This window comes from Streptomyces sp. NPDC001902 (assembly GCF_042891295.1).
Lineage (GTDB): Bacteria > Actinomycetota > Actinomycetes > Streptomycetales > Streptomycetaceae > Actinacidiphila.
On record NZ_JBIATA010000002.1, the window covers coordinates 364,078 to 386,206 of the forward strand.

Annotated in this window: 26 protein-coding genes; 9 read left to right on the forward strand and 17 right to left on the reverse strand. The window is 73.6% G+C overall.

Annotated features, from left to right (window positions below; genetic code table 11):
• Positions 1–117: 117 nt before the first annotated feature.
• From ACFYYN_RS04915 to ACFYYN_RS04945, 7 genes are all read right to left on the reverse strand, one after another.
• The gene (locus ACFYYN_RS04915) at positions 118–534 is read right to left on the reverse strand and encodes a (deoxy)nucleoside triphosphate pyrophosphohydrolase (protein WP_500544684.1); all 417 of its coding nucleotides are present in this window, start codon (positions 532–534) and stop codon (positions 118–120) included.
• Positions 535–583: 49 nt separating this feature from the next.
• The gene (locus ACFYYN_RS04920; protein ID WP_500544685.1) at positions 584–751 is read right to left on the reverse strand and encodes an SPOR domain-containing protein; all 168 of its coding nucleotides are present in this window, start codon (positions 749–751) and stop codon (positions 584–586) included.
• Entirely contained in the window at positions 748–1,185 is a 438-nt protein-coding gene (locus ACFYYN_RS04925) for an RpiB/LacA/LacB family sugar-phosphate isomerase (protein WP_500328035.1), read from the reverse strand. Before ACFYYN_RS04925 ends, ACFYYN_RS04920 begins: the two co-directional genes overlap by 4 nt.
• Positions 1,186–1,474: 289 nt before the next feature.
• Entirely contained in the window at positions 1,475–2,230 is a 756-nt protein-coding gene (locus ACFYYN_RS04930; protein ID WP_500544686.1) for a GntR family transcriptional regulator, read from the reverse strand.
• Between the two features lie 90 nt (positions 2,231–2,320).
• Positions 2,321–3,607, reverse strand: coding sequence for a M14 family zinc carboxypeptidase (locus ACFYYN_RS04935; protein WP_500544687.1), 1,287 nt, complete (start codon positions 3,605–3,607; stop codon positions 2,321–2,323).
• Positions 3,608–3,769: 162 nt separating this feature from the next.
• On the reverse strand, positions 3,770–4,735 hold the full coding sequence (locus ACFYYN_RS04940; protein WP_500544688.1) for an LAETG motif-containing sortase-dependent surface protein: 966 nt from the start codon (positions 4,733–4,735) through the stop codon (positions 3,770–3,772).
• Positions 4,736–4,887: 152 nt separating this feature from the next.
• The gene (locus ACFYYN_RS04945) at positions 4,888–5,928 is read right to left on the reverse strand and encodes a carboxymuconolactone decarboxylase family protein (protein WP_500357274.1); all 1,041 of its coding nucleotides are present in this window, start codon (positions 5,926–5,928) and stop codon (positions 4,888–4,890) included.
• Between the two features lie 211 nt (positions 5,929–6,139).
• On the opposite strand from ACFYYN_RS04945, the gene ACFYYN_RS04950 reads away from it, so the two are divergent.
• On the forward strand, positions 6,140–7,354 hold the full coding sequence (locus ACFYYN_RS04950; RefSeq protein WP_500544689.1) for a sensor histidine kinase: 1,215 nt from the start codon (positions 6,140–6,142) through the stop codon (positions 7,352–7,354).
• Complete coding sequence (locus ACFYYN_RS04955) at positions 7,351–8,055, forward strand: response regulator (protein WP_499513735.1); 705 nt, start codon at positions 7,351–7,353, stop codon at positions 8,053–8,055. Before ACFYYN_RS04950 ends, ACFYYN_RS04955 begins: the two co-directional genes overlap by 4 nt.
• Here the strand turns inward: ACFYYN_RS04955 and ACFYYN_RS04960 are convergent.
• A complete protein-coding gene (locus ACFYYN_RS04960) occupies positions 7,994–9,064 on the reverse strand; it encodes a DUF4190 domain-containing protein (RefSeq protein WP_500544690.1) in 1,071 nt (356 codons plus the stop codon). The genes ACFYYN_RS04955 and ACFYYN_RS04960 overlap by 62 nt on opposite strands.
• A 130-nt stretch (positions 9,065–9,194) precedes the next feature.
• Here ACFYYN_RS04960 and ACFYYN_RS04965 point away from each other — a divergent pair, with 130 nt between their 5' ends.
• Both ACFYYN_RS04965 and ACFYYN_RS04970 read left to right on the forward strand, forming a co-directional pair.
• Positions 9,195–10,346: an SMI1/KNR4 family protein gene (locus tag ACFYYN_RS04965; RefSeq protein ID WP_500544691.1), complete on the forward strand. Its 1,152-nt coding sequence runs from the start codon at positions 9,195–9,197 to the stop codon at positions 10,344–10,346.
• Positions 10,343–10,837, forward strand: coding sequence for a hypothetical protein (locus ACFYYN_RS04970; RefSeq protein ID WP_500544692.1), 495 nt, complete (start codon positions 10,343–10,345; stop codon positions 10,835–10,837). Before ACFYYN_RS04965 ends, ACFYYN_RS04970 begins: the two co-directional genes overlap by 4 nt.
• A 21-nt stretch (positions 10,838–10,858) precedes the next feature.
• Here ACFYYN_RS04970 and ACFYYN_RS04975 read toward each other — a convergent pair whose 3' ends face one another.
• The 3 genes from ACFYYN_RS04975 to ychF form a co-directional block, all read right to left on the reverse strand.
• Complete coding sequence (locus ACFYYN_RS04975) at positions 10,859–11,263, reverse strand: hypothetical protein (protein ID WP_500544693.1); 405 nt, start codon at positions 11,261–11,263, stop codon at positions 10,859–10,861.
• An 83-nt stretch (positions 11,264–11,346) separates the two neighbouring features.
• A complete protein-coding gene (locus ACFYYN_RS04980; RefSeq protein ID WP_500332252.1) occupies positions 11,347–12,327 on the reverse strand; it encodes a class I SAM-dependent methyltransferase in 981 nt (326 codons plus the stop codon).
• 217 nt (positions 12,328–12,544) lie between these two features.
• Complete coding sequence (gene ychF, locus ACFYYN_RS04985) at positions 12,545–13,633, reverse strand: redox-regulated ATPase YchF (protein ID WP_500544694.1); 1,089 nt, start codon at positions 13,631–13,633, stop codon at positions 12,545–12,547.
• Between the two features lie 190 nt (positions 13,634–13,823).
• On the opposite strand from ychF, the gene ACFYYN_RS04990 reads away from it, so the two are divergent.
• Entirely contained in the window at positions 13,824–14,369 is a 546-nt protein-coding gene (locus tag ACFYYN_RS04990; protein ID WP_500332251.1) for a DUF6542 domain-containing protein, read from the forward strand.
• 40 nt (positions 14,370–14,409) lie between these two features.
• Here the strand turns inward: ACFYYN_RS04990 and ppgK are convergent, their stop codons facing one another.
• From ppgK to ACFYYN_RS05005, 3 genes are all read right to left on the reverse strand, one after another.
• Positions 14,410–15,153 carry a polyphosphate--glucose phosphotransferase gene (gene ppgK / locus ACFYYN_RS04995; RefSeq protein ID WP_500332250.1) on the reverse strand — a complete coding sequence of 248 codons (744 nt, stop codon included), beginning with the start codon at positions 15,151–15,153 and terminating at the stop codon, positions 14,410–14,412.
• Between the two features lie 29 nt (positions 15,154–15,182).
• A complete protein-coding gene (locus tag ACFYYN_RS05000) occupies positions 15,183–16,178 on the reverse strand; it encodes a 4-hydroxy-3-methylbut-2-enyl diphosphate reductase (RefSeq protein WP_500366696.1) in 996 nt (331 codons plus the stop codon).
• A gap of 136 nt (positions 16,179–16,314) precedes the next feature.
• Positions 16,315–16,506 carry a hypothetical protein gene (locus tag ACFYYN_RS05005; RefSeq protein ID WP_500332249.1) on the reverse strand — a complete coding sequence of 64 codons (192 nt, stop codon included), beginning with the start codon at positions 16,504–16,506 and terminating at the stop codon, positions 16,315–16,317.
• A gap of 162 nt (positions 16,507–16,668) precedes the next feature.
• On the opposite strand from ACFYYN_RS05005, the gene xseA reads away from it, so the two are divergent.
• From xseA to ACFYYN_RS05020, 3 genes are all read left to right on the forward strand, one after another.
• Positions 16,669–17,877, forward strand: coding sequence for an exodeoxyribonuclease VII large subunit (xseA, locus tag ACFYYN_RS05010; protein ID WP_500332248.1), 1,209 nt, complete (start codon positions 16,669–16,671; stop codon positions 17,875–17,877).
• Between the two features lie 75 nt (positions 17,878–17,952).
• Positions 17,953–18,195 (forward strand): exodeoxyribonuclease VII small subunit, encoded by a 243-nt coding sequence (locus tag ACFYYN_RS05015; protein WP_500332247.1) that lies wholly within the window; start codon positions 17,953–17,955, stop codon positions 18,193–18,195.
• 141 nt (positions 18,196–18,336) lie between these two features.
• Entirely contained in the window at positions 18,337–18,930 is a 594-nt protein-coding gene (locus ACFYYN_RS05020; RefSeq protein WP_500332246.1) for a malonic semialdehyde reductase, read from the forward strand.
• 60 nt (positions 18,931–18,990) lie between these two features.
• Here the strand turns inward: ACFYYN_RS05020 and ACFYYN_RS05025 are convergent, their stop codons facing one another.
• Positions 18,991–19,527, reverse strand: coding sequence for a DUF4245 domain-containing protein (locus tag ACFYYN_RS05025; RefSeq protein ID WP_500544695.1), 537 nt, complete (start codon positions 19,525–19,527; stop codon positions 18,991–18,993).
• Positions 19,528–19,688: 161 nt separating this feature from the next.
• Here ACFYYN_RS05025 and glpX point away from each other — a divergent pair, with 161 nt between their 5' ends.
• The gene (gene glpX / locus ACFYYN_RS05030) at positions 19,689–20,732 is read left to right on the forward strand and encodes a class II fructose-bisphosphatase (RefSeq protein WP_500332244.1); all 1,044 of its coding nucleotides are present in this window, start codon (positions 19,689–19,691) and stop codon (positions 20,730–20,732) included.
• 80 nt (positions 20,733–20,812) lie between these two features.
• On the opposite strand, the gene ACFYYN_RS05035 is transcribed toward glpX, so the two are convergent.
• Both ACFYYN_RS05035 and ACFYYN_RS05040 read right to left on the reverse strand, forming a co-directional pair.
• Positions 20,813–21,166, reverse strand: coding sequence for a WhiB family transcriptional regulator (locus ACFYYN_RS05035; protein ID WP_018561404.1), 354 nt, complete (start codon positions 21,164–21,166; stop codon positions 20,813–20,815).
• Positions 21,167–21,409: 243 nt separating this feature from the next.
• A complete protein-coding gene (locus tag ACFYYN_RS05040) occupies positions 21,410–22,087 on the reverse strand; it encodes a DUF1707 SHOCT-like domain-containing protein (RefSeq protein ID WP_499513719.1) in 678 nt (225 codons plus the stop codon).
• Positions 22,088–22,129: the final 42 nt, after the last annotated feature.

Genomic DNA, 22,129 nt, shown 5'->3' on the forward strand with positions numbered 1-22,129 from the left:
AGGGCCACCGGCTCAGGGCCGGCCGACCGTCGGCGGATCAATCCCCCCATACCCGATATTCCGCGCCGCATATCCGTCCTGGCGCGCCGTGGGGCGGTCCCGGGGGAGCCGGGTCGGTCAGCCCGGGGTCGACCCCTGGACGGCCCGGGCCGCCGCCCAGGCGGCCGCGGGACGGTCCTGGTCGAGCCAGTCGACCTCGTCGAGACGGTCGGGGGTGAGCCAGCGCAGCTCGTCGTGGTCCTCCAGCGGCCGGGGCTCCCCGGACAGGATGCGGGCCGTCCACACCTGCAGGACGTAGCCGCGGCCCAGTGGCCATTCGCCGGGGACCCGCTCCAGTGCCTCGGCCTCCACGCCCAGTTCCTCGCGCAGCTCACGGGTCAGCGCCTGCGGCGCCGTCTCCCCGGGTTCGAGCTTGCCGCCGGGCAGTTCCCACCGCCCCGCCAGCTCCGGCGGCGCACTGCGCCGCGCCGCGAGCAGCCTGCCCCGGTCGAGCACGGCCGCGCCGACCACCACCGTCACGTCGTGCGTCGTCATGGGCGGCACCCTATCCGTGGCGGCTGTCGCGGCGGCCGTCGGTGGACGGCTACGACGCGCGGCGGTCGATCCGCTCGATGAGGTACAGCTGCTTGTGGCTGCGCGCGTCCAGGGTGTCGGCGACACGTTCGGCCTCCTGCCGGGTGGCGTAGCGGCCGACCCGGTATCGGTTGCCGTTGTCGTCCTGACGTATGACGACCCAGACCAGCTCGCTCATCGGATGTCCTCCAGGTGCGCCACGTTGGCCCGGTCGTCGTCCTCGCCGCTCGGGACGCCGGCGAACCAGGCGTCGAGGATCTCCTTGAGCAGGGGCTCGCTGGTCAGACGCAGGCTCAGGGCGAGGGCGTTGGCGTCGTTCCACTTGCGGGCGCCGTCCGCGGAGTAGGCGTCGACGCACAGGGCGGCACGGACGCCGGACACCTTGTTGGCGGCGATGGCGGCCCCCGTGCCCGTCCAGCAGCACACGACGGCCTGGTCCGCGCGACCCTCCGCGAGGTCCCGGGCGGCGCTCTCCGCGCTCCACGCCCAGTCCTTGCGGTCGCCGGCGCGCAGGGCGCCGTAGGCGATCACGGTGTGGCCGCGGCGGCGCAGTTCGTCGACGACCAGCCGCGCAACGGGCTCGTCCATGTCCGAGGAAACGGCGATGCGCATATGCCGGAGCCTACGCCCGAACGTGACGCGCCGGACACGTTCGGGCAGTATTCGACTCGATCGGGCCATGTTCGATTGGGAGTTGACTCAGAAGCGGCTCTTGTCCGCGCCTCGCGCGCATCGGCGCGCGCCCCGGAGCCGCCCTGCACGCCCCGCGCACCGCCGGCGCCCCGCGCCCACGCGGCCCACCAGCGGACTTGCGGACACCGACGCGGAAGCGACGCTGCCCGCCAGGCGCCCAGGGCTCAGCCGGTGCGGCCCGCCGGCCTCGCCCGGCGCCCGGGCGGCGTCACTTCACCGGCATCCGGTACGACACCCGGTAGCGGTCGGCCGGGATGACGATGTCCGCGGTCTCGACGGCAAGCCCGGAGGCGTAGTACGTCCGGTGGATCTCGATGACCACGTGACCGGGCACCCCGCCCAGCACCGCGGTCTCCTCGGCGAGTCCTGGCCGGGCACCGACGTCCTCGGCCACGTTGTCGACCACGACGTCGAGCGCCGCCATGCGATCCACCACGCCCTGACCGGCCAACGGGCCCTCCTCCGGCAGCAGGACGGGCGAGCGGCCGGTCACCGACAGCGGCTCCCAGGAGGTGGCCATCATCATCGGCTCGCCCTCCGTCCGGTAGAGGTAGCGCGTGCGCATCACGCGGTCGCCCGGCTTGATGCCGAGCCGCTCCGCGACGCGCGCGTTCGCCGCCTCCTGGAAGCTGTTCGACTCCCAGGTGCCCTTGAAGCCCTCGTCGGCCTGCTCCTGCCGGAACGGCGTCGCCTGGCCGCTGCCCGGCCGGTAGCCGGTGCGCACGACCAGCCGCGGGTCGGGGCGTTCGCGCACGTACGTGCCCGAGCCGGACCGGCCCTCGACGAAGCCCTCGGCCATCAGCACCTTGCGGGCCTCCAGGGCGACGGTGTCCGACACCCCGTACTCCGCCCTGATGCGGGCCTGCGAGGGCAGGCGGGTGTGCGGAGGGAGGCTGCCGTCGAGGATCTTGCGGCGGAGATCCTCGGCGACGCGCAGGTACGCGGGCTGCTCACCGAAAGGCACGTGCCCCTCCCTCGGGTTGACTGTGTGCAACAGCTTGACAACTCAGGGTTGCCACCCGCAAGCCTTCCGCAAGGCTTTACCCGTGTCGCGTCACCCGGGCAGCAGATCGAAGGCCGCGAGCACCACCCGTGCGTGCTGCTCCGCCTGCTGGCGCACCGGGATCCAGCGGGCCCGGTGGGCGGTCTCGTACGCCTCGCACCAGTCCGCCACCAGCCCCTCCAGCAGTTCACGCACGGCCACCAGCGGGGTCGGCCCGTGGTCCACGGTACGGACCACCCGCAGCAGCATCGCGGCGGCGCGCAGCGGCAGTCGCTGCGCGTAGATCTCGACGCTGCTGACCCGCGCCCGGGTCATCGCGGGCAGCGGCGGCGCGGCCGCGGTGCGCAGGGCCGGGTCCCAGTCCGCGGCCAGCGCCGGGCCGACCGCGACGATCTCCCGCGCCGCGCGCAGCAACGGCCCGCCGTCCCCGGGCAGGTGCGGGCCCACCTCCCCGATGAGCCCGCCGACCAGCAGGCTCGCGCGGCGCAGCGCCTCCCCCGCCGTGCGCAGCGCGCCGTCGGCACCCGGGTGCGGCGAGGTGTCGGCGGCGCGGTCGCACGCCCACATGGGCACCTCGGCGATCGCGGTGACCCCGCCGTACCGGTGGGCGTACGTCCAGGTCGAGTTGGAGGCGTCCTCGCGCGGGCCGCCGGGCGGCGGCAGCACGTACACCCCCGGGCCGGGGCTCGGCCAGTGGAATGCGTCGGAGGAACCGGCCTCCAGGGGGATGTCGAACTCGGCGGCGGACTTGGCGATCCGCTCCGCGAGCCGTGGGATCTCCCGGGTCACCTGGATGAAGGTGCCGCCCACGTCGATGCCGTGCAGCGAGCACTGCAGCACCGGCCGCAGCTCGTCGATGACCCCGATCAGCGCGCGGGTCTCGGGCAGTGCGCCGTCCAGCGTGCCGTCGTCCGGCAGCCACTCGGGCTGCTCGGCGGCGCGCGGGCGGAAGAAGTGCCGGTAGTGGCCGAGCATGGTGAACCGGGCGTCGGGGACGGCCTCGTTGAGCCGGGCGCCGTCCGGGTCCGCGCAGAGCAGGAAGTGCCAGGCGGCGTCGGCCCCGTCCCGCAGCACGGGGTCGGCGGTGACCCGCCGGGCCAGCAGCAGCACGGTGGCACCGCCGACCATCTCGTTGGCGTGCGGGCCGGCCACGACCAGGACGTTGCGCGATCCGTGCCCGACCGAGAGCAGCAGCAGCGGCTCCCCGGCCCGGGAGAGGCCCACCGTCCGCAGCCGGCAGACGTCGGGCCGGCGGAGCGCCAGGGCCCTGGCCGCCGCGGCGACCTCGTCCACGGTCGGGTAGCGCTCGCCGACAGCGGTCTCCCCCGGAGATGTCATGCAGCCCCCCGCATCGGTCCCTACGGTCAGGTTCGGATTGTTCCAATCCGTACGGAGCCGGGGCTAGAGCGCGTCGGGCGGCTGTCGGACCCGACACGGCGAAGGGGTACGGCTGCTGACGCAGCCGTACCCCTTCTCCGCCCGGCGGGTGCCGGTGCGCGGTCAGTGCCGGCCGGCGGCCTGACGGCGACGGGTCGCGAGGACCACACCGCCACCGGCGGCCAGCAGCACGGCCGCGGCGGCCGAGATCATGCCCACGTTGCTGCTGCCGGTCTCGGCGAGGTCACCCGAGCCGCCGTTGGGGGACTCCGAGGTCGCGGCCTCGACGGACTCGGACGCCGAGGCGGACGCCGACGCCGACTCCGAGGCCGGGGCGGTGGCCGAGGGGGTCTCGGTCGCGGCGGGGGTGGTCTCCTCGCCGCCGGCCGGAGTGGTCTCGCCACCGGCGGGGGTGGTCTCGCCGCCCGAGGGGGTGGTCGGGGTCGAGGTGGCGGGGGTGGACGGGACGGTCTGCGTGGTGCAGTCCTTCGTGCCGCCGTTCCACCAGGCGATCTTCTTGTCGCCGATGACCGCGTGGTCCGGGCCCTCGGGCAGGTCGCCGTGCTCGTAGCCGTCGTTGGCGTCCAGGACGCCGTCGTACTTCTTGTTGCCGTAGTACAGGTCGATCTGCGCGAAGCAGGTGACGTCCGGCACGGCCACGTCGAGGGTGTCGGTGCCGGTGGTGATCTTCACGGTGTCCCAGTCGTGGAACACCTGCTTGCCGGAGGTCTGGAAGGTGGCGCCGTGGGTGCGGTAGGAGGCGAGGGACACGGTGCAGGACGAGGAGCCGTCCGCGACCCGGACCCTGACGTGGACCTTGCCGTCCTCGCCGGGCTTGAGGTTGACGTCGTCGACCTTGACCGACGGGTACCAGGCCGTGCCGTCGAGCGAGAACTCGCAGCGGTCGGTGGAGGTCTTGGTGCCGCCGCCCTGGCCGGGCTTGTAGCCGTGGTGGCCACCGCGGTCCCAGCCCTTGCCGCCCGGGCAGTCGCCGGCCCAGGCGGAGGTGGCACCCACGGCGGTGAGGGCGACGGCCGCGGCGCTCACGCCCAGCAGCCGTCCGACGGTGACACGTCGCGATATGGACATGCAGAACCCAATCTTGGCGTTGCGTGGCCCGGCGGGCGCGGCTGACGGCAGCTCTCCCCGTACGTGAGCAGGCCGAGGCGTCACCGGGCGAGTGGTCGAAGTGCACACGGGGCTCATCGGCCCCAGTGGCACCACGCATCGTCGTGGCTCTGTCAATGGGCTGTCAACCTGGGGCGACGCAAAGGCTCGTGGACCGAGGTCTCGATCCGGTGCACCGCGGTCATCGCGCCGAAGGCCAGCACCCGCACCAGATCGGCGTCGTAGGGGTCGGGATCGGCGATCCGCCAGGCCTCGGCGTCCGCCTCGGTGATCCGGTACGGGGCGAGCGCGGCGAGCAGCGCCAGCCGTGCGCCGGGCCGTTCGGCGGCGGGTACGGCGGCGAGCGGAGCTGCGGTCCAGTCGCCGCCGAGCGGCGGATGCGCGCCGTCCCAGGCGTCGACCGCGGCCACGACCGCCTCCCGGGCCGCGTCGCCGAGCCGCTGCCCGCCCACGGCGGCGGCCCGCCGCAGCGCGGCGAAGGCGGTGCCCACCGGGGCGTCCGCGGCCCACTCCGGCGCGGGCCCGGCCGGGCCGCGCAGCAGGGGCAGGCTGGCCCCCGGCGGCAGCGGCCGGCGGACGGTGCGGGCCAGGGCCCGGCCACCCAGGCTGCGCACCAGCCGCAGCCGCTGCAGTCCGCCGGGGAGCATGTCCTCGGTCAGCAGGGCGGACACCATCCGGTTGACGAAGTGGAAGGCGAGCGCGGTGCCGATGAACTCCGGCGCGTCCTGCGGGCCGAAGGGGTATGCCACGGCCGCGGGGGCGCCGGGGGTCGCGGTCGCCCCGCCCCAGGCGACCAGCGCGGCCTGGGCGGGGTCGTCCGGCGTGCCGCCGCGGGCGACCGTCTCGGCGAGGCGGTGGTCACCCGTGGCGTGCAGCAGGACGGTGTGCGCGTCCACGCAGAAGGGGCAGCGGTTCGCCGCCGACACCCCCAGGGCGACGAGCTCCTTGTCGGTGCGCGGCACGCGGCCGGCCAGCAGCGACTCGCGCAGCACGGCCCAGGTCGCCGCGAGCAGGTCGGGGGCGGCCGACAGCGCGACGAAGGTCGGCGCGCGGCCGATGCCGAAGTCGGCGGCGAGCTGGGCGTAGACCTCGGCGGTACGGCCCGTGGCGTCGCCGGGTGGCGCGGGAGTGGTGAGACGGAAGGGCGTGGCCATGGCCGGGCCTCCTCGCTGACGGCTCGTGGACGGCGGTGTTCTCGACGGGTCGATGGTGGCCGCCCGGGGTCCCGCCGGTCGTCCTCCGGGGGAAGGGGGATGCCACTGCTCCGGGCGCCGGGGCCGTAGGCGGGACTACTCCACCGGGAGTAGCCGCGGAGCCGTCTTCGGGGAGGACGTGCCGCCCCGCTGGGCGGCGTAGGGTGCGGGCATGGGTGGCACGCTGATCGGGCGTCAGGGGTGGGCCGGGCTGCGGGGGTGGCGGGGCGTCGCCTTCGACGCGGTGATCGGCGTCGTCCTGGCCGTCGACGTCCTGCTGCTGCCCGGGGTGCCGCGCCCCTCGAACGCCCTCGACCTGGCACTGGGCCTGGTGGGCGCGCTGGCGGTCGCCGGGAGCCGCCGCCGGCCCGCGGCGGCACTGCTGCTGTGCACCGGCTGCATGCTGGCGTACGCGCTGCGGGTGCACCCCGGCCCCTCGGCGGCGTTCCCCGTGCTGGTCGCGGTCCACATGGCGGTCAGGTCGGGCGGGAAGCGGCTGCCGGTGCAGCTGTCGGCCCTGGCGTTCCTCACCGGCTACCTCGCCTCCGGGCAGCCCGCGCCGACCTCTGCGCAGTCCACCGCGCTGCTGCTCGGCTGGTTCCTGGCCTCGGTCGCCATGGCCGTGGTGGGCCGGCACCGCCGGGCCTACCTGGAGCAGCTGGAGCGGCGGGCGCTGGACGCCGAACGCACCCGCGAGGAGGCGGCGTTGCGCCGGGCCGGCGAGGAACGGCTGCGGATCGCCCGGGAGCTGCACGACTCGCTCACCCACAGCATCTCGATCATCAAGCTGCAGGCCGGGGTCGCCGTCCACCTGGCCCGCAAGCGCGGCGAAGAGGTGCCCGCCGCGCTGCTGGCGATCCAGGAGGCGAGCGGGGAGGCGATGCGGGAGCTGCGCGCGACCCTGGAGGTGCTGCGCGGCACCGGCGGCGGCCACGGGCTGGACCGGATCGAGGACCTCGTGGAGCGCTCGCGCACGGCCGGACTGCCCACCAGCGTCACGGTCGGCGGACGGGAACGGCCGCTGGCCGACGGGGTCGACCGGGCCGCCTACCGCATCGTGCAGGAGGCGCTCACCAACGTCACCCGGCACGCCGGTCCTGAGCCCCGGGCCACCGTCCGCATCGAGTACGGCGACCGGGAGCTGGTCGTCCAGATCGACGACGACGGCACCGCGGCCCCCGGCGACGGCCCGGTGCCCGGGGTCGGGCTGACCGGGATGCGGGAGCGGGTGACCGCGCTCGGCGGGCGGCTGCACGCCGGGCCGCGGCCCGAGGGCGGCTTCTCCGTGCGGGCCGAACTCCCCCTGGACGCACTGCCGGCGGCCGACGGCAGGACGGCGCCCGGGGCGCCCGGGGCGGCCGGGGCGCCGCTGGAGGAGGTGTCGTGATCCGCGTGCTGATCGTCGACGACCAGGCGCTGATGCGGGCGGGATTCCGCGCCCTCCTCGACGCCGAGGACGGCATCGAGGTGGTGGCCGAGGCGGGCGACGGTCAGCAGGGCGTCGAACTCGCCCGGCGCCACGTGCCCGACGTGGTGCTCCTCGACGTCCAGATGCCCGTGCTCGACGGGATCGGCGCGACCCGGCTGATCGCCGCCGATCCGCGGCTGGCCGGCGTCCACGTGGTCATCCTGACCAACTACGGCCTGGACGAGTACGTCTTCGACGCGCTGCGCGCCGGCGCCAGCGGATTCCTGCTGAAGGACACCGAACCCGCCGACCTCGTCCAGGCCATCCACGTCGCCGAGCGCGGCGACGCCCTGCTCTCCCCCGCCATCACGCGCAGACTGATCGGCGAGTTCGTCGCGCGGCCGCCCGACGCCACGCACGCGGCGGGCCTGGAGGCGCTGACCAACCGGGAGCGCGAGGTGCTCGCGCTCGTCGCCCGCGGGCTCAGCAACGACGAGGTCGCCGGGCGGATGGTCATCAGCCCGCTCACCGCCAAGACCCACGTCAGCCGGGCGATGACCAAGCTGGGCGCCCGCGACCGTGCCCAACTGGTCGTCTACGCCTACGAGTCGGGGCTGATCACACCGAAGGGTTCGCCGCCGCGACCGTCGTGGCCAGCCCCAGCGCCTCCCGCGCCCTGACGGCCTCCTCGTGGCCGCTGTGCGAGTCCGCCGCCTCGTAGTGCTCGTAGTAGGCGTCCGCGTCCTTCGCCGCGGCGGCCTTGACCCAGTGCGCGCGTGACTTCCCGGCCTCCGCCACGAGCGCGGCGACCGGTTGCTCGGCACCGGCCGGCCAGTCGTGGGCGTCCAGCGCCCGGGCCTCGGCGGCGAGGGCGACCGAGACCTCGCCGGCCCAGGTGCGGTAGCCCTCGAGGTCGTCCTCGACGTACTCCTCCTCCGGCCCCTTCGCCATGGCCTCGTTGAGGACGTTGGCGGCCTTCAGATAGGCGACCTGGTGCGCGTCGAGCGTGCTCGCGTCCTGCCGCAGGGAGCCCTTGAGCACGCCCTTCTCCTTGCCGAACACGCAGGTCACCTCCCGGTCCCCGAGCTTCCAGGTCCCCCGGTCCGGGGCGTAGTAGTACACCCTGACGTCCGCCGGCACCGCCCAGCTGTCCATGGCGTAGGTGTCGGACAACCGTTGACAGCGGTCCTCCACGAGGTCCTTGAGCTCCGTGTCGCCCGGGTAGCCCTGGGGCCCGGGCAGCCGGAAGGTCCCGACCACCTCGCCGGCGTGCCCCTGTGCGCAGGACACGGTGTCCATGTCGGAGGTCGGGGCCTCCAGGTCGCCTCCGGGGGTGTCGAAGCAGTCGCCCCGGCGCAGCGAGAAGGCGCCGTCGTCCCGCGCCCCTTCCCTGACGCCCTCCTTGAAGCCCTTGACGAACGCGGCGGCCCCACCGGCGAGCACCAGGGCGCACAGCAGCGTGCCGACGGCCGACAGCACCAGGCCGGTGACGGCCATGCCCTTGCCGCGCGCGCCCGTCCGTTTGATCTGCACCAGCGCGATCGTCCCCAGCACGACGCCGACCACCGGCAGCATGCACAGCAGCCCGGTCACCAGCGCGGCGACGGCGAGCCCGTTTAGCGGCGCCCGCTGCGCCGCGGGCGGGAGCGCCGGCTGGAGGGGGTACGACGGATACGGCGGAGGCTGCACGGAACGGCTCCTCACGGGCGGGTGGCGTGGCGAACGGCCGCGCGAATATATCCCGGCCTCCGCGACCCGCTGTCGGCGGCCACCGTTAGGGTTCTGCCAGCGGGGCGCCGACACCCGAGGGGGAGCCACGATGTCCGCCGAAGCGGCCGAACAGGCCTGGGACCGCATCGACTTCTGGCTGGGCGCCCACGCCCCGGCGACGTTCGCCATGCTCCACCCGCCGGCGCCGCGGGAGGAGATCGCCGCGGTGCAGCGGCGCATGGGCGTCACCTTCCCGCCGGACCTGGTGGCCACGCTGCGCCGGCACGACGGGGCGGACGAGGACTTCCTCCTGCCGACGCACGACGGTCTGCTGGGGACCCACGGATGCGAGGAGCGGTCCGGTTTCCTGCGCGGCATGCTGGCCGAGGTCCTCGACGAGGACGAGTTGGCGGAGAACGACGGCGCCTACTGGCACCACCGCTTCGTGCAGTTCGCCTCCTACGCCATCACCGCGGACGGCCTGACCGTGGATTGCCGCCCCGGCGCGTCCTTCGGCGCGGTCGGCCGCTTCTTCGACGGGGCCGGCACCGACTTCGGCCACGCCCCGTCGCTGGGCGCGTACCTGGGCGACGTCGCCGACAGCCTGGAGCGCGGGCTGCCCTTCCAGGGCGGCCGGACCTGGCCCGTCGTCAGCGACGGCGTCCTGGAGTGGGACGACTCCGAGCGCGCCCACCCCGAGTGGGGCGATCCCTCGGACCCGCTGCCCTCCCCCGACGACGCCTCGCTGCCGCCGCTGCCGCCGCGCGGCTCCGAGGAGCCGCTGCGCGCCGTCCACGTGCGCAAGCTGGGCGGTCTCGGCGCACTCGTGGCCACGCTCCCCCGCACGACGGTCGCCACCGCCGCGGCCCGGCAGATGCGCCGGCTCGCCGAAGAGTCCGGCCTGGCAAGGTACCCCGAGGTCGCCGCCGCCCTGGACACCCTCGACGGCGGCCGCACCGTCGGGCTCACCGGCACCGGTCCGCTCGGGCTCAGGCTGCGCCAGGTCCGCCGCGAGGCGTCCGCCCACCACGACGGCGTCCGCACACAGGCCGTCATGTGCTTCGTGCTGCTGCTCACCGACCTGCCCCACCGGGCGCTGGTGAGGACCGCCGACGTCCGCTCCCGGATCTCCCCCGGCTGGCGCGCCGCGCTCCACACCGACCTCGGCTCCCCTCCGTTGCCGCCGGAGCCGGACGCCGCCTTCTGGACGACGCTGGACAACCCGGCGATCGAAGCGGGCCGTCAGGGGGCGGGCGCATGACGACACGACGGACGGTGCTGGCCGCGGGTGCGGCGGTGCTCGCGGCCGGGTGCGGCTCGTGGCGTCCGGAGGCGGAGCGGCGCGAGGCCGCGGAGGGCCCGGTACGGACGGACACCGCCCCGCTGGAGCGGCGTTTCCCGCAGCTGGGTCGGCTCCACGGCGCCCACTGGCTGGGGTACGACCTGGTCGCGGGCAACGACGGCAGGTCGGTCCCCGGTCCTTCGGACGTACGGGTGGTCGGCGTCGCCGCCCTCACGGACGGCCGGGTCGCCGCGCTCACCGCGCACCACGACTTCCGCCCGGCGAGCCTGCCCGTGCTCCCGGGCCGGCTGGCCGGCTTCCTCCCGGCGGACGCACGGTGGCTGCGGAGCGGGTCCTTCGACGCCGAGATCACCGCGGACGCCTACAGCGGCTCGTTCCTGCTGTCGCAGGCCCTGGGCCTGGTCTGCTTCGACAGCATCAACCCGGTGGCCGCCGCCCCGTCCCCGTAGACCGGGTCGGGGCGGGGCGGCTCAGGACGTGCAGAGCGTCTGCTCCAGCACCTCGTTGACGGCCTTGGCCTGTTCCTCGGTGAGCTGGTGGCCGGCGCTGCCGAAGCGCGACTGCGCGGCGGCGACCGCGTTGCCGCCGCCGGTGATGGTGGCGCACTGCTGACGCGCGTTGGCGACGGCCTTGTCCGCGTCGGCCGCCAGGGCCGGGTCGACGGCCTTGAGCGCGGCGAGCAGCGCCGCGCGCCGGGCCCCGGTCGGCTCCTCGGGGATGCCCTCGCTGATGTCCGGCACCTTCGAACCGGACGCCGCGACGGACGGCGTGCCACCGGCGTCGGGCTTGCTGCCGGAGTCGGTGCCGGAGCTGCAGGCGGGGACCGCGAGGAGCACGGCCGCGAGGAGCACTCCGGTGCTGAGGCGTGTACGCATGCCCGCCATGGTGGCCCGCGGCACCCGCCGGCACCCCCCGGTGCACGGTTTCCGTCGCCGTGCTGTGACCTGCGGGAGGGCGGTCAGCCGCCCGTCACCTTGCGCAGCAGCCGCCGCACCCGGGACGGCGCGGGGGCGGCCTCCTGGTCGAGGGCGCGCTGGAGCTGGGCGAAGTGGTCGGCGCGGGTCTCCGAGAGGTACGGGTCCTTCAGCAGCGGCTTGGCGATCTTCCAGGCGCGCTGGTGGTCGCCCGCGTAGTGGCACACGTACGCCTTGGCCAGCTCCAGGACCTGCTTGAAGGGGACCCGTCCGGTGTGGTCGAGGTCGACCTGGTCCTGCACCGCGGTGATCAGGGCCAGCTTCTCGTCCACCGTGTGGTCGTCCTTGGCGATGCGTTCCAGCAGCTCGGCCGGGACCGGCCGGACGACCTCGAAGGCGAGGGTGGAACGGATCGGCGCACCGGCGATCTCGATGTACGGGAGCAGGGCGCCGGTGCTGTGGTGCAGCCACGGCAGGCGGGGGCTCGCGAAGTCCTGGTGCAGCACGACCGCACCGGGCTCCAGGCGCGGGAGGAAACGTTCCGCCACGCACCGGAACACCCGCGCCGTCTTGGCGATGTCGACGTGCAGGAACTCGATGGGGCTCTTGTCCTCCGGGTCGGAGGTGGTCCATATGTCGCCGGCGTGGACCTCGATGAACCCCATGAACGGGGCCAGCGCCGCCTCGAAGTCCTCCCGGAAGGAGCTGTCGCCCTCCGGCGCCTTGCCCGCCTTGAAGAACCGCTGCGTGGCGAAGGTTCCCTTGCCCACGCGGAAGAAGTCGAAGGCGTGCAGCCGGCCCTTCTGCTCGTCGAACGCGGGGTTCTCCCGCAGCCCCTTGGCGATGGCGTAGGTGGAGCCGCCGCCGCCCGAGCCCAGCTCGACGAGGGCGCCGGTGCCGTTCACGTGGTGACGCGCCACCAGGTAGAGGAACCTCTGCTCCCAGACGCTCATCTGGGCGTACGGGATCTCCTCCGGGAGTACCACGTCGTCGAACATCGAGTAGAGCCTGCCGAGGGACGCCATCGTTTCCTCACATCTCGGAGCCGGGATGCGCCGATTCCACCCCGCGTCCCACACATCCCAAAAGGACCTGCACACACTGTGCATCCCCGCGACCGAAACGATTCACCATCCGGCGGCCTCCCGTACATCCGCCGACCATCGCCTGGCATGTACGCGCGAAACGACGAAGGGCCGGACCCCGGGGGGCCCGGCCCGTGACACCGGAGGGAACGGCAGGTCAGACGTTGAAGCGGAACTCCACGACGTCGCCGTCCTGCATGACGTAGTCCTTGCCCTCCATGCGGGCCTTGCCCTTGGCGCGGGCCTCGGGGATGGAGCCGGCCTCCACCAGGTCACCGAAGGAGACGATCTCCGCCTTGATGAAGCCCTTCTGGAAGTCGGTGTGGATGACACCGGCGGCCTCGGGGGCGGTGGCGCCCTTCTTGATCGTCCAGGCGCGGGCCTCCTTGGGGCCCGCGGTCAGGTACGTCTGCAGGCCGAGGGTGTCGAAGCCGACCCGGGCGAGGGTCGCCAGGCCCGGCTCCTCCTGGCCCATGGACTGCAGCAGTTCCAGGGCCTCGTCGTCCTCGAGCTCGATGAGCTCGGACTCGATCTTGGCGTTGAGGAAGATCGCCTCGGCCGGGGCGACCAGGGCGCGCTGCTCGGCCTTGAAGGCCTCGTCGGTCAGCTCGTCCTCGTCGACGTTGAAGACGTACAGGAAGGGCTTGGTGGTCATCAGGTGCAGCTCGTGCAGCAGCCGGCCCTTCTCCGTGCCGGCGGTGATGCCGGCGGAGAACAGGGTGCGGCCGTCCTCGAGGATCTGCTGGGCCTCCTGGACGGCGGCGAGCACCGGCGCCTTCTCCTTCTGGAGGCGGACCTCCTTGGCCAGCCGCGGCACGACCTTCTCGATGGTCTGCAGGTCGGCGAGGATCAGCTCGGTGTTGATCGTCTCGATGTCGTCCTTGGGGGACACCTTGCCGTCGACGTGGACCACGTCCGGGTCGACGAAGGCCCGGATGACCTGGCAGATCGCGTCGGACTCGCGGATGTTCGCGAGGAACTTGTTGCCCAGGCCCGCGCCCTCGCTGGCGCCGCGGACGATGCCGGCGATGTCCACGAAGTCCACGGTCGCCGGGAGCTTGCGCTGCGAGGCGAAGATCTCGGCGAGCTTGTCCAGACGGGGGTCGGGGACACCGACGACGCCCACGTTGGGCTCGATCGTGGCGAACGGGTAGTTGGCCGCCAGCACGTCGTTCTTGGTCAGGGCGTTGAACAGGGTCGACTTGCCGACGTTCGGCAGGCCGACGATTCCGATCGTGAGCGACACGTGACGACTTCCCGTAGCGAGAGGTGGGTGGGATGGGCCGCCACGCCCGGGCGGGCGACCGGCGGACCGATCCACCAGTCTACGGAACGCACCGGCTCCGGGACGGGCCGCGCCCCCAGTGGCCCCCTGCGGCGGTGAAAAGTCGTGTCCTGCCCCCGTTTCCCCCCTCCTCGGCGCCTACGTTGGGTGCGTGGAGCAACACAGTGCGCGCACACCCCACAAGAACAGCGGTGCACCCACCGCCGCCTCCCCGCTGCCGCGGCCGGTCCGCCCGCAGCGTCGCCCGCAGGGCGCGACCGCCGTCCGGGGCGGTCTGCCCCGGGGGCCGCTGCTGCTACGGGTGGCGCGGCTGCGCCGGACGGAGCCCCGGCTGACCGGACTGGGCACGGGCGTCTTCATCACGCTGACCGCGCTCGCCGGCGGGGCCGCGGACTCGCTGATCACGGGCGAGCCCGGCACCCTCTTCGGGGTCGTCTTCCTGCTGGCCTGCCTCGCCGCCGGGGCGTTCGTACGGCCGTACGACCTGTCGGCGGCGCCGGTCAGCGCGCCCATCGCCTTCACCATCGCGCTGGCCGTGACGGCCGGCGGCGACGGCGGGGGCTTCACGGGCCACCTGATGGGCCTGCTGACCGGGCTCGCCACCCAGACGGGCTGGTTGTACGGGGGCACGGTCGGTGCCGCGGTGATCGCGGCCGCGCGGAAGGTGGCCTATGTGATGCGCGAACGGCGCCGCTAGGCGCCGCCCTCCACCGGCCGCCTCCCGCCGGCCGCCGCGGTCAGGAGCGGACGGCGGCCGCCGCCATGCCCGCGCCGACGATGCCCGCGTTGTTCTGCAGCGCGGCCGGCACGATCTCGGCCCTGATGCCGGTCAGGAGCGGCAGGAACCTGTCGGCCTTGCGGCTGACCCCGCCGCCGAGGATGAACAGCTCGGGCGAGAAGAGCATCTCGACGTGGGTGAGGTACTTGTGCAGGCGCTTCGCCCAGTGCTCCCAGGTGAGGCCCTCGTCGTCCTTGGCCTTGGTGGAGGCCTTCGTCTCGGCGTCGTGGCCGTGCAGTTCGAGGTGGCCCAGTTCGGTGTTGGGCAGCAGGTTGCCGTCGACGAAGACGGCGCTGCCGATGCCGGTGCCGAGGGTGAGCACGATGACCGTGCCCTTGCGGCCACGGCCTGCCCCGTACTCCATCTCGGCCATGCCCGCGGCGTCCGCGTCGTTGAGCAGGGTCACCGCGCAGCCGACCTTCTGGGACAGGAGCCCGGCGGCGTCCATGTCGATCCAGCCCTTGTCGACGTTCGCCGCCGTGCGTGTCATGCCGTGCGTGACCACTCCGGGGAAGGTGGCCCCGACGGGGCCCGTCCACCCGAAGTGGTCGACGACCTGCTTCACGCACTCCGCGACGGCGTCGGGGGTCGCGGGATGGGGAGTGAGCACTTTGAAGCGCTCCTCCGCCAAGTCACCACGCCCGAGGTCGACCGGGGCACCCTTGATGCCCGATCCGCCGATGTCCACACCGAAAACGCTCATGCCCCAACGCTACGACGTGGCACGGTCGGTCACCCCTCGGAGGTGCCGCCCCGCATCAGTTCGGCGGCCTCGGCGCGCAGGTCCCGGCGGAGCTCCTTGGGCAGCGAGAAGGTGATCGACTCCTCGGCGGCCTTGACGATCTCCACGTCCTCGAAGCCGCGGGCGGCCAGCCACTCCAGCACCTGCTCGACGAGCACCTCGGGCACGGAGGCGCCGGAGGTGACACCGACGGTGGACACGCCGTCCAGCCACGCCTCGTCGATCTCGTCGGCAAAGTCCACCAGGTACGAGGCCCGGGCCCCGGCCAGCTTGGCGACCTCGACCAGGCGCACGGAGTTGGAGGAGTTGCGCGAGCCGACGACGATGACCAGTTCGGCCTCGGCGCCCATCTGCTTCACGGCGAGCTGACGGTTCTGCGTGGCGTAGCAGATGTCGTCGCTCGGCGGCGAGATCAGCAGCGGGAACTTCTCCTTGAGCGCGTCGACGGTCTCCATCGTCTCGTCCACGGAGAGCGTGGTCTGGGATAGCCAGACGACCTTGGACGGGTCGCGGACCTCGACCTTCCCGACGTCGCCGGGGCCGTCGACCAGGGTGATGTGGTCGGGGGCCTCGCCGGAGGTGCCGATGACCTCCTCGTGGCCCTCGTGGCCGATCAGGAGGATGTCGTAGTCCTCGCCTGCGAACCGCACGGCCTCCTTGTGGACCTTGGTGACCAGCGGGCAGGTCGCGTCGATCGTGGCGAGCCGCCCCTTGGCGGCCTCCTCGTGGACGACCGGGGCGACGCCGTGGGCGGAGAACATGACGATCGACCCGGGCGGCACCTCCTCCGTCTGCTCGACGAAGATCGCGCCCTTCCGCTCCAGGGTCTGCACGACGTACTTGTTGTGGACGATCTCGTGGCGGACGTACACGGGGGCCCCGTACTGCTCCAGGGCCTTCTCGACGGCGATCACGGCACGGTCCACACCCGCGCAGTAGCCTCGCGGGGCGGCGAGCAGGACGCGGCGGGAAGTCGTAGCGGTCATGTGCCCATCGTACGGGGCCCGGACGCGGCCCCATCGCTGCCCCGGGTGGTCCGGACGGGGGTGCGGAGGCGGTGCCGGAGCGCCGCGGGGCGCACGCGCGGACGGCACGGGAGCGGGCACGGACCGGGCACGGCGCTCAGCGGCAGCCCCGCGGGCCCCGGGCGGCACGGCGGGCGGCGAGCGCCCACCCGGTCGCGAGGGCGGCGCCCGCCAGGGGAAGGCAGCTGAAACAGCCGCAGCCGGGGCCGTAGCGGCCCACGCGGAGCCCGGCGTGGACGCGCGGCGGGCGTTCGGACGGGGTCCAGCCGTACCGGCCGGGTCGGCGCATGGGAACTCCCGGGACCTGTCGGTGACGCCGGCGTCACCGACGTCAGCGGTTTACCGGGTTGCCCCCAGCCTGCGCGGCGGCCGGGCGGGGGGACAGCGGGGCGTGCCATTCGGGTCGGACGGGAGGGGCGTCACTGTCCGTGGCGGGGGCTAGTCTCGGCGTATGGCTGTGAACACGTCCGCGGAGGCGCCGATCCCTGTCGGCGAGGTGTCCCGGCTGATCGGCGGCTGGGTCGACCGGCTCGGCCCGGTGTGGGTCGAGGGGCAGATCACCCAGTTGTCACGGCGCCCGGGCGCGGGCGTGGTGTTCCTGACGCTGCGCGACCCGTCGCACGACATCTCGCTCAGCGTCACCTGCCGCCGGGCGGTCTTCGACGCCTTCGACGGGGCGGTCGGCGAGGGCGCCCGGGTCGTGGTGCACGCCAAGCCGGAGTGGTACGCGCCGCGCGGTCAGCTGTCGCTGCGCGCGGCGGAGATCCGCCCGATAGGCGTCGGCGACCTGCTGCTGCGGCTGGAGCAGCTGAAGAAGCGGCTGGCGGGCGAGGGCCTGTTCGCACGGGAGCGCAAGCGGCCGCTGCCGTTCCTGCCGCAGCTGATCGGGCTGGTCTGCGGCCGGGCGTCGGCCGCCGAGCGGGACGTGCTGGAGAACGCGCGGCTGCGCTGGCCCGCGGTCCGCTTCGAGGTGCGCAACGTGCCCGTCCAGGGCGCGTACGCGGTGCCCCAGGTGATCGAGGCGGTGCGCGGGCTGGACGCGCACCCCGAGGTCGACGTGATCATCGTGGCGCGGGGCGGCGGCAGCGTGGAGGACCTGCTGCCGTTCTCGGACGAGCGGCTGGTGCGGACGGTCGCGGAGTGCCGTACGCCCGTGGTGTCGGCGATCGGGCACGAGCCGGACACCCCGCTGCTGGACCTGGTGGCCGATCTCCGCGCCTCGACGCCGACCGACGCGGCCAAGCGGGTCGTGCCGGACGTGGGCGAGGAGCTGGCCCGGGTCGAGCAGCTGCGGCAACGGTCGCTGCGGGTGATGCGCGGGCTGCTGGACCGGGAGGAGCGGGGGCTGGCCGCGGCGGTGAGCCGGCCGTGCATGGCACGGCCCCATCTGATGGTGGACGAGCGCGCCGAGCAGGTCACGGCGCTGCTGGAGCGCTCCCGCCGCCATCTGCGGCACCGGCTGGACCGGGCGGAGGACGAGCTGGCGCACACCCGGGCCCGGGTCGTGGCGCTCTCCCCCGCCGCCACGCTGCAGCGCGGGTACGCGGTGCTGCAGCGCGAGGACGGGCAGGTCGTGCGCGCCGCGGACGAGGTGGCCGAGGAGGAGAAGCTGCGCGCCCGGGTGGCCGAGGGCGAGTTCACCGTCCGCGTCACGCGCTGACCGCCGGCGCGCCGTTCCCGGGCCGGCCGCCGCGCGCCCGGCCGCCGTGTCGGAGGGCGGCCCTAGGCTGGTGCCATGGCAGATCAGGACACGCTGGGGTACGAGCAGGCCCGCGACGAGCTCGTCGACGTCGTTCGCCGTCTGGAGGCCGGCGGCTCCACGCTCGAGGAGTCCCTCGCCCTGTGGGAACGGGGGGAGCAGCTCGCCAAGGTGTGCCGCGACTGGCTGGAGGGCGCCCGCGCCCGGCTGGACGCGGCCCTGGCGGAGGAGTCCGGCGGCGGCGCCGGGCAGGGGCCGGAGGCCGTGGAGGAGGAGTGACCGGGTGAGCGGGGTGCGGGCGGCGTGAGCCGCTTCACGTCCGAATAGTTGAAAGTTTAGTTGAAATTTCATCTATGCTGAGGGGAGTGTTCCGGCGCGCCCCTCCCCAGGGCGCGGTTCCGCATCCCCACAGAGGTACCGATGACGCTCCAGCTCGACACCGCCGCCCAGAACCTCCTCTTCCTCGAAGCGCGCACCGCCAACGCCTTCACCGACGAACCCGTGACCGACGAGCAGGTCCAGGCCGTGTACGACCTGGTCAAGTACGCCCCGACCGCCTACAACCAGCAGCCGCTGCGCGTCGTGCTGGTGCGCTCCCCCGAGGCCCGCGAGCGTCTGGTGGGCCACATGAACGAGGGCAACCGCGCGAAGACCGCCACGGCGCCGCTGGTCGCGGTCCTGGCCGCCGACAACGAGTTCCACGAGGAGCTGCCGGCCCAGTTCCCGTCCTTCCCGCAGGCCAAGGAGGTGCTCTTCGCCGAGCGCCCGGTGCGTGAGGCGTCCGCCGGCTTCAACGCCGCCCTGCAGGTCGGCTACTTCATCCTGGGCGTGCGCGCCGCGGGCCTGGCCGCCGGACCGATGACCGGCTACGACGCCGACGCCATCGACAAGGACTTCTTCCCCGACGGCGACCACTCCGTGCTGGCCGTGGTCAACATCGGCAAGCCGGGCGAGAACGCCTGGCGCGAGCGCGGCCCGCGCCTGGCGTACGACGAGGTCGTCACCACCGTCTGACGACGACCGTCACCGCCACCGGCCCTGCCGGTGGCGGTGACGTGGTTCAGGGTTCGGGGTTCAGCCCTGCCGGCCGCCCCGCTCTTCGAGCGCGGCGGCCAGTTCCGCGAGCCGGGCCATCGGGGCCGTGCCGGTGACCATCGTGGTCACCCCGCCCTCCTCGCGCACCAGCGCGTCGTACTTGTGGCCCTCGTAGCGCTGCCAGGTCTCACCGCCGACGCTGCGGGTACCCACCCGCTTCGCCTCGTGGCTCTTCAGCGCGACGAACTTCTCCGCGGCCTCGTTGCTCTGCTCGACGGCCGCGTACTCGTTCTTCGGGTCGGCGAAGCCCAGGTGCCACCGCACCGCCCCCGGGTCGGTGGACTCGTACGTCACCGAGGTCGCCCGCCAGTCCTCGCCGAGCCCCACCGGGGCCGCCACCTGGTACGGGGCGTCGCGCCGTGCCTGGTCGAGCTCGACCCGGTAGCCGACCACCTTGACGGGGTCGTGGTTCTCGTCGTGCGGGATGAAGAGCCAGATGCCCCCGGCGACGACGCCGATCGCCGCCATCGAGAGCACCATGTCCCGCAGTGTTTCCGTGCCGCGCTTCTTTGCCACGCCCCCTATGGTCCCCCATGCCCCGGACCGTCCGTCCGCCCGGGGTCGCACCCGGCGGAAATCCGCTCATGTGACAGGTGGCCTGCTCATCCTGGCGGGGTCCGGATAAGGTCGTAACACCCTCTTATCCCGGCCGTCCTCGTACAGAAAGGTGCGCTGTGATGACCGAGCAGCACGAAAACCACAACCTGCCGCCGCAACTCGAGGTGAATCCCGAGGCCCCCGACCGCAACCTCGCCCTGGAACTCGTCCGGGTCACCGAGGCCGCCGCCATGGCGGCCGGCCGCTGGGTCGGGCGCGGCGACAAGAACGGCGCGGACGGCGCCGCCGTCAAGGCCATGCGCACCCTCGTCTCCACCGTGTCGATGAACGGCGTCGTCGTCATCGGCGAGGGAGAGAAGGACGAGGCCCCGATGCTCTTCAACGGGGAGCGCATCGGCGACGGGACCGGCGCGGAGTGCGACATCGCCGTGGACCCGATCGACGGCACCACCCTGACCGCCAAGGGCATGCCCAACGCCATCGCGGTGCTCGCCGCCGCCGACCGCGGCGCGATGTACGACCCCTCGGCCGTCTTCTACATGGACAAACTGGTCACCGGCCCCGAGGCCGCCGACTACGTCGACATCACCGCCCCGCCCTCGGTCAACATCCGCCGGGTCGCCAAGGCGAAGGGCAGCGCCCCCGAGGACGTCACGGTGGTCATCCTCGACCGCCCCCGCCACGAGGGCATCGTCAAGGAGATCCGGGAGACCGGCGCGCGGATCAAGTTCATCTCCGACGGCGACGTGGCCGGTGCGATCATGGCCGTCCGCGAGGGCACCGGCGTCGACATGCTCATGGGCGTCGGCGGCACGCCCGAGGGCATCATCGCGGCCTGCGCGATCAAGTGCCTGGGCGGCACCATCCAGGGCCGGCTGTGGCCGAAGGACGAGGCGGAGAAGCAGCGCGCCCTGGACGCGGGCCACGACCTGGAGCGGATCCTGCACACGGACGACCTGGTCGAGGGCGACAACGTCTTCTTCGTCGCCACCGGCATCACCGACGGCGAGCTGCTGCGCGGAGTGCGGTACCGCGCCGAGACCGCGATCACCCAGTCGCTGGTCATGCGCTCGAAGTCCGGCACGATCCGCCAGATCGACTCCACCCACCGGCTGTCGAAGCTGCGCGCCTACAGCACCATCGACTTCGACCGCGCGCGCTGAGCCTCCGCGGCAGCCGCCGCGCACCGGCACACGAGAACCGGGACCCCGCCGTGGCGACGGGGTCCCGGCCCTTCCGTCGTTCAGCCGGCCGCGGCGATCCGCGTCCCGGGCCGCTGCAGCTCCGCCTCACGGCGGCGGCGCCGGGCCAGTACGACCCTGCGCTCCGCGGCGGTCATCCCGCCCCACACGCCGTAGGGCTCCGGCTGGAGCAGCGCGTGTTCGCGGCACTCCAGCATCACCGGGCAGCGCGCGCACACCCGCTTGGCGGCCTCCTCCCGGGACAGCCGCGCCGCGGTCGGCTCCTTCGAAGGCGCGAAGAACAGACCCGCCTCGTCACTGCGGCACGCCGCCTCCGAGTGCCATGGGCCGCCCAGGTCCCGGGGGTGACTCAGGGAGGACCTGGAGGCTGCCGGGGGCTCGATCGGTTGAAGCACGGGATACTCCTGACGACGGCTCGGCTTGGTGTCACCCTTGCCCGTCGCTGCGGTGCCGGTGCGTCTCCACGGGTCTGTCGGCGTGAGGAGGGCTGCGGCGAGCGACGTGTCCCCTTGCCCTACCCGCTGTGCGCGCGTTCATGCGCACCGTGCCCGGGCCGCCGCCCGGGCCACGCCTCCGCGGCACCGGCATCACACCCCGCCGACCCCCTTGCGCGGCACGGGAGTTGACCCGCGCCGCGGTCAGCCGTCGAGTTCTGCGGGGCCGAGCCCCTTCTTCTTGACACGCTTGCCCCGGCGCGGCTTGGCCTCGACGCCGCCCCAGAAGGCGAAGCCCTGCACCTTGATGACCGGGGCGTGCGGGTCGGGCGACTCGTACGCCTTGACGTCGGAGCCGCCCATGATGCCCACGACGCCGCCGCCGTGCAGGGTCACGTTCTCCGGGACCCTGATCTCGATGCCGCCCATGATGGCCGTGCAGTTGATGACGAGCTCGGGGCTGGTGAAGGTGGCCTCGGTGAGGTCGATGACGACGCCGCCCATGATGGCGACGGCGTTGATCTTCGAGCCGACCCGCCAGCGCCCCTTGCGCTCGGCACCGCCGAGGATGCCGATCAGGTTGGGGTTCTCCCCGGAGCCGTCCGGCACCCAGTGGTGCGCCCCGGGCGACGGGGCGGGTGCGCTCGTGGTGCGTCCCGCGGGAAGGTCGCGGACGTAGGGCTCCAGTTCGCCGACGGTCTTGGCCGCGTAGACCCCGTCGAGCCGCTCGGAGTGCTCCTCGGTGGTCAGACGGCCCTCCGCGAGGGCATCGCGAAGGATGTCGGCCACCCGGTCGCGGTCCGCGTCGGACGCACGGATATCGGCTTCGGCGACGGGGCGCACGGGGTGCTGTTCACGCTTCTGGAGCGACGACTCATCCACCCGACTACCGTACACAAACGCGATAGATCGCGACTAGGGCCG

Bases quoted from the DNA above. Each gene is read 5' to 3' on its own strand.
- ACFYYN_RS04915 (WP_500544684.1), bottom strand. From the start codon at position 534: ATGACGACGCACGACGTGACGGTGGTGGTCGGCGCGGCCGTGCTCGAC.
- ACFYYN_RS04920 (WP_500544685.1), bottom strand. From the start codon at position 751: ATGAGCGAGCTGGTCTGGGTCGTCATACGTCAGGACGACAACGGCAAC.
- ACFYYN_RS04925 (WP_500328035.1), bottom strand. From the start codon at position 1,185: ATGCGCATCGCCGTTTCCTCGGACATGGACGAGCCCGTTGCGCGGCTG.
- ACFYYN_RS04935 (WP_500544687.1), bottom strand. From the start codon at position 3,607: ATGACATCTCCGGGGGAGACCGCTGTCGGCGAGCGCTACCCGACCGTG.
- ACFYYN_RS04940 (WP_500544688.1), bottom strand. From the start codon at position 4,735: ATGTCCATATCGCGACGTGTCACCGTCGGACGGCTGCTGGGCGTGAGC.
- ACFYYN_RS04945 (WP_500357274.1), bottom strand. From the start codon at position 5,928: ATGGCCACGCCCTTCCGTCTCACCACTCCCGCGCCACCCGGCGACGCC.
- ACFYYN_RS04950 (WP_500544689.1), top strand. From the start codon at position 6,140: ATGGGTGGCACGCTGATCGGGCGTCAGGGGTGGGCCGGGCTGCGGGGG.
- ACFYYN_RS04965 (WP_500544691.1), top strand. From the start codon at position 9,195: ATGTCCGCCGAAGCGGCCGAACAGGCCTGGGACCGCATCGACTTCTGG.
- ACFYYN_RS04970 (WP_500544692.1), top strand. From the start codon at position 10,343: ATGACGACACGACGGACGGTGCTGGCCGCGGGTGCGGCGGTGCTCGCG.
- ACFYYN_RS04975 (WP_500544693.1), bottom strand. From the start codon at position 11,263: ATGCGTACACGCCTCAGCACCGGAGTGCTCCTCGCGGCCGTGCTCCTC.
- ACFYYN_RS04980 (WP_500332252.1), bottom strand. From the start codon at position 12,327: ATGGCGTCCCTCGGCAGGCTCTACTCGATGTTCGACGACGTGGTACTC.
- ppgK (WP_500332250.1), bottom strand. From the start codon at position 15,153: ATGAGCGTTTTCGGTGTGGACATCGGCGGATCGGGCATCAAGGGTGCC.
- ACFYYN_RS05000 (WP_500366696.1), bottom strand. From the start codon at position 16,178: ATGACCGCTACGACTTCCCGCCGCGTCCTGCTCGCCGCCCCGCGAGGC.
- ACFYYN_RS05005 (WP_500332249.1), bottom strand. From the start codon at position 16,506: ATGCGCCGACCCGGCCGGTACGGCTGGACCCCGTCCGAACGCCCGCCG.
- xseA (WP_500332248.1), top strand. From the start codon at position 16,669: ATGGCTGTGAACACGTCCGCGGAGGCGCCGATCCCTGTCGGCGAGGTG.
- ACFYYN_RS05015 (WP_500332247.1), top strand. From the start codon at position 17,953: ATGGCAGATCAGGACACGCTGGGGTACGAGCAGGCCCGCGACGAGCTC.
- ACFYYN_RS05020 (WP_500332246.1), top strand. From the start codon at position 18,337: ATGACGCTCCAGCTCGACACCGCCGCCCAGAACCTCCTCTTCCTCGAA.
- glpX (WP_500332244.1), top strand. From the start codon at position 19,689: ATGACCGAGCAGCACGAAAACCACAACCTGCCGCCGCAACTCGAGGTG.